The organism is uncultured Thiocystis sp. (genome assembly GCF_903866365.1).
Classification (GTDB): domain Bacteria; phylum Pseudomonadota; class Gammaproteobacteria; order Chromatiales; family Chromatiaceae; genus Chromatium.
Window position 1 is genome coordinate 1 of record NZ_CAIPNF010000197.1, and the last position, 3,685, is coordinate 3,685.

The following is a 3,685-nucleotide window of genomic DNA, read 5'->3' on the forward strand; positions in this document are numbered from 1 at the left end:
AGAGCGGCTTCGCCGCGACGTCCGACCTAAGTCGGACAGGCTCCTAGACCTATGTAAAGTTAAGCCGTTCGTGGTGAGCTTGTCGAACCATGAACGGCTTAACTTAATGGCAGTGGCCCGTCGGTCCCTCGCATGTGCGCTTCTAGACCGGGATTCGGCTGGGCGCTACGGCGACGCGCGATCGACGAGAACGGGACATCTTGCCCGCTGGGGCCAAGCCACTTCAAGCCTCGTCAAGACGTGACGCCATTCGCAACGCCACCAGATCGGTCCCGTTCGAGAGTCAATGTCCTCGCTCCAAACCTTCTACTTTGCAAGGTGGAAGCGTAGGATCACGCATCTGAAAACCCAAAGAGGATGGCCCCGTGGTCAGGCGCGCGACAGCTCGCGCCCTGGGCGTGCTAACCGAGGCGACGTGCAAGGGAAGCGAGGACTCACGATGCAACACTTCTGGCAGCGCCGGCCCCTGATCGTCACCTCTCATGGCTTGCGCCCGCTCGCCCGATGTTGCTTTTCAAGACCTGACCCCGGTTCCTTCGAGGAATCCTATGCTCACTGAATACATTCACGCAGCCTTAGCTCGCTCCGACTATAAAAAGCTCGACGATCAGACTTGGTTTGCCGAAATCCCTGGATTTGACGGCGTCTGGGCCAACGCGGCGACCGTGGAGGCCTGTCGCTCCGAGTTGCGTGAGGTTCTCGAAGAGTGGTTGATTCTCAAACTCCGTGATCACGATCCGATCCCCACCATCGAGGGCCTGGATCTTGGCATCGTGGAATCCGAGGCCGCGTGAATGCCCGGAGCCATTTCGCGACAGGAGTTGATTCGAAAATTCCGGGCCTTGGGATATTCAGGCCCATTCTCGGGCAAACGCCACCAATTCATGCAAATGGATCGGCAGAAGATCCGTATTCCGAACCCGCATAGCGGTCAAGGGATCGGCATGGGGCTACTGACTGAGATACTTCGTCAGGCTGGTGTTGAAAAATCGGTTTGGGAGAAACTTTGACTGTGCAAAGAGAGACCTTTCTTTTCCTCCATCCCTCCGCACCCGTCGGCGGCTTCTCGGATGTGAGAAAAATAAATCTGTCCCCTTTTCTCGAGATCAATGGCCGCTTGCGCCTCGCCATCCGGTCGATAGGAGTTGGCGTCGATCTTCTCGCCGATCCATGGCACGAATTCGAGCGCCGCTTGAATTGGCGGATATCGCCTGTCATCGACGCAGTAAGAAGCGATCTGAACATGAGTGCAGACCCTGTTTTCACGGGTTGGTGCGGGTTTAAACCTGCCGATCTGGATGAGTCTAGCGGGAGAGTCTCTCGCCATGACAGCCGCCGTCTCGATCCAATCTCGTTCTTCGAGATATCACCAGATAGTCATGATGTTATGGGTATGGTGGTCTGTCCCCGTTTTCCTTCCCGAAGCACTGACCAATGACGGGCATTTCTCCCAAGAGGGCTTTTCCTGTCTGTTGCGTGAGGATGTGCAATGGGAGACCTGACCCCGATGACGGACTTGTGCAATGGGAGACCTGACCCCGATGACGTTCTTCAAGGTCTCACCCGAAGTCCTGGTGTCATGTCATGGTAAAGGTGGTCTGTCCCCGTTTGATATTCCGTTTGATATTCTGCGAGACGCTTTCTAGGATGAACGAGCAAAGGAGAATGGTGCAATGAGAGACATGACCCCGATGTCCCCAAAACAGCAACCCAGCCTACGGCGTTCCGACCCAGTACCAACCGCTTTCGCGCATGAAGTGCGAAAGAGACTAGGTACTCACCTGAAGGAACTGCGCCTATTCGGTTCCCGCGCCCGAGGCGATGCTCGAAACCATTCCGACTATGACATGTTGGTGATCGTCGACAGTCGATCACCGGAAATCCGCGCCACCATTCTCGATGTCGAAGTGGAGTTGATCGACCGCTATGAGGCATTGGTGACATCCATCGTCAGAACCGAAGAAGAATGGAAACAGCGGCAAGGAAGTCCCTTAGCCCTTAATATCGAGCGCGAGGGACGGTTGTTGTGACACCGGAAATCAATGCCGTGCTTGAGAAAGCGGCAGAGAAATTGCGCGTCGCCGAAATACTCGTTGCTGCGCGTGCATGGGACGATGCAGCATCACGGGCCTACTACGCGGCTTTTCATGCGATCAGCGCCTTACATCTTTCCCGGGGGAATTCTTTCTCCTCTCATGCGCAGTCGATCGGACGATTTAATAAAGAGTTCGTGCGGCAGGGCGTCTTTCCAAGTGAGTTTACGGCGACACTGACGCGCCTATTCGAGGATCGTCAAAGTGGCGATTACGATCAGGCTGGAGTGATTACCGAAGAAGAAGCAAGAAGAGATGCAGGCGATGCCAGGCGCATTCTCGACGCAATCGTCAGTTATTTGCGATCACAGTCCAATGGATCATTGGAGTAACAACCAATCAAACCCGAAAACGTGGTCGTTATTCGATCATGAGGATCTGTGCAATGGGAGACCTGACCCCGATGTCTGACCCCGATGTCCTGACCCTGAGGATCTGTGCAATGGGAGACCTGACCCCGATGTCCTTGACCCCGATGTCCTGACCCCGATGTCCCAGGACTCATGATCCAACACGCTTGGCCGCTCCTCATCCGTGCCGATGATCGGCTGCGCCAGAGCCCAATTCCACTCGCGGTTCGTCAGCAAAGCCGAGCGATTTTCGTTGGCCAATGTCAGTGGCTGAGATGTGACCCCGACTCTTGTAGAGGAATCTGATCATGCAAGCCATCGAATTCGAAACCATCGCGCGGCATCACTTGCTGCAAGTTCCGGATCAGGTGCCCGACGGTGTCAAGCTGCGTGTTCTGGTGCTCATCGATGAGACGAGTCCCCAAGCCGTATCGGTTGAAGCGCCAGACACAAGAGCACGTCGCAAGCCGTCTCTAATGCTCGCCGGCTCCGTCGTCCTGCAGGACGACCTGCTCGCGCCCGCCGCGCCGGAAAGTGACTGGAATGCGTTGCAGTGACCCTGCTTGACACACACATCTGGGTGCGCTGGGTTGACCCGAACGCCAATCCTCTTCCATCCGGAATGACGGAGCGGATTGAGACGGCCGACCGACTGGCGGTCAGCGCGGTCACCTGTTGGGAAGTTGCCTGGCTCGTCCGGCGAGGTCGTCTCCAGCTCAAGTTGAGCCTGGCGGATTGGTTCGATCAGGCGCTGGCGGGATCCGATGTCATCTGTCTGCCGATCGACCGGCGGATCGCCGTTCGCGCCGCCAACCTTCCGGAACATCACCGCGACCCTGCCGATCGCCTGATCATCGCGACGGCGATTGAACAGCGAGCAACGTTAATCAGTCTGGACAGCGCGTTTCCAGCCTACTTTGAATCGCCTGGCACCTTGATTGGATCATGAGGACTGTGCAATGGGAGACCTGGCACCTGGCTCGATCCGTGGATTTCCGGAAACCGTTCGTGGTGAGGCCCTCGAACCTTGAACGGTTTCCGGAAATCCACGAACGTCGACTCGAAGAGGGTGCCGACCTTCGCCAGCACTTCATCCAGAATCGAAGCGGGGAACGTATCCCATAAGCGCCAACTTAACCGCACCGTTGACGCACTTGTGAGTTCATCATCTGCATGACCCTGGCCGGAACGGTTTGCAAGCGACGGCGGCGCGGACGTTCCTTGAGCACGTCGAGGCAGGCG

At 56.7% G+C, this 3,685-nt stretch carries 7 protein-coding genes; all 7 read left to right on the top strand.

Translation table 11 applies throughout. From position 1 onward, the window contains the following. The first annotated feature begins 482 nt into the window (after positions 1-482). The 7 genes from QZY07_RS11230 (at position 483) to QZY07_RS11260 (ending at position 3,392) form a co-directional block, all read left to right on the top strand. Positions 483-794, top strand: a complete 312-nt coding sequence (locus tag QZY07_RS11230; RefSeq protein ID WP_295402484.1) for a type II toxin-antitoxin system HicB family antitoxin — start codon at positions 483-485, stop codon at positions 792-794. After that, positions 795-1,010, top strand: coding sequence for a type II toxin-antitoxin system HicA family toxin (locus tag QZY07_RS11235; RefSeq protein WP_295402486.1), 216 nt, complete (start codon positions 795-797; stop codon positions 1,008-1,010). 2 nt (positions 1,011-1,012) lie between these two features. Continuing rightward, positions 1,013-1,438 (top strand): hypothetical protein, encoded by a 426-nt coding sequence (locus tag QZY07_RS11240; protein ID WP_295402488.1) that lies wholly within the window; start codon positions 1,013-1,015, stop codon positions 1,436-1,438. Between the two features lie 253 nt (positions 1,439-1,691). Next, complete coding sequence (locus QZY07_RS11245) at positions 1,692-2,030, top strand: nucleotidyltransferase domain-containing protein (RefSeq protein ID WP_295402495.1); 339 nt, start codon at positions 1,692-1,694, stop codon at positions 2,028-2,030. After that, positions 2,027-2,425 (top strand): HEPN domain-containing protein, encoded by a 399-nt coding sequence (locus tag QZY07_RS11250; protein WP_295402490.1) that lies wholly within the window; start codon positions 2,027-2,029, stop codon positions 2,423-2,425. Before QZY07_RS11245 ends, QZY07_RS11250 begins: the two co-directional genes overlap by 4 nt. Positions 2,426-2,751: 326 nt before the next feature. After that, entirely contained in the window at positions 2,752-3,000 is a 249-nt protein-coding gene (locus QZY07_RS11255; protein ID WP_295402492.1) for a hypothetical protein, read from the top strand. Then, a complete protein-coding gene (locus QZY07_RS11260; protein ID WP_295402493.1) occupies positions 2,997-3,392 on the top strand; it encodes a type II toxin-antitoxin system VapC family toxin in 396 nt (131 codons plus the stop codon). Before QZY07_RS11255 ends, QZY07_RS11260 begins: the two co-directional genes overlap by 4 nt. Positions 3,393-3,685 lie beyond the last annotated feature (293 nt).

Excerpts from the sequence above, each read along its gene's own strand:
- QZY07_RS11230 (WP_295402484.1), top strand. The coding sequence starts at position 483 with ATGGCTTGCGCCCGCTCGCCCGATGTTGCTTTTCAAGACCTGACCCCG.
- QZY07_RS11235 (WP_295402486.1), top strand. The coding sequence starts at position 795 with ATGCCCGGAGCCATTTCGCGACAGGAGTTGATTCGAAAATTCCGGGCC.
- QZY07_RS11245 (WP_295402495.1), top strand. The coding sequence starts at position 1,692 with ATGTCCCCAAAACAGCAACCCAGCCTACGGCGTTCCGACCCAGTACCA.
- QZY07_RS11255 (WP_295402492.1), top strand. The coding sequence starts at position 2,752 with ATGCAAGCCATCGAATTCGAAACCATCGCGCGGCATCACTTGCTGCAA.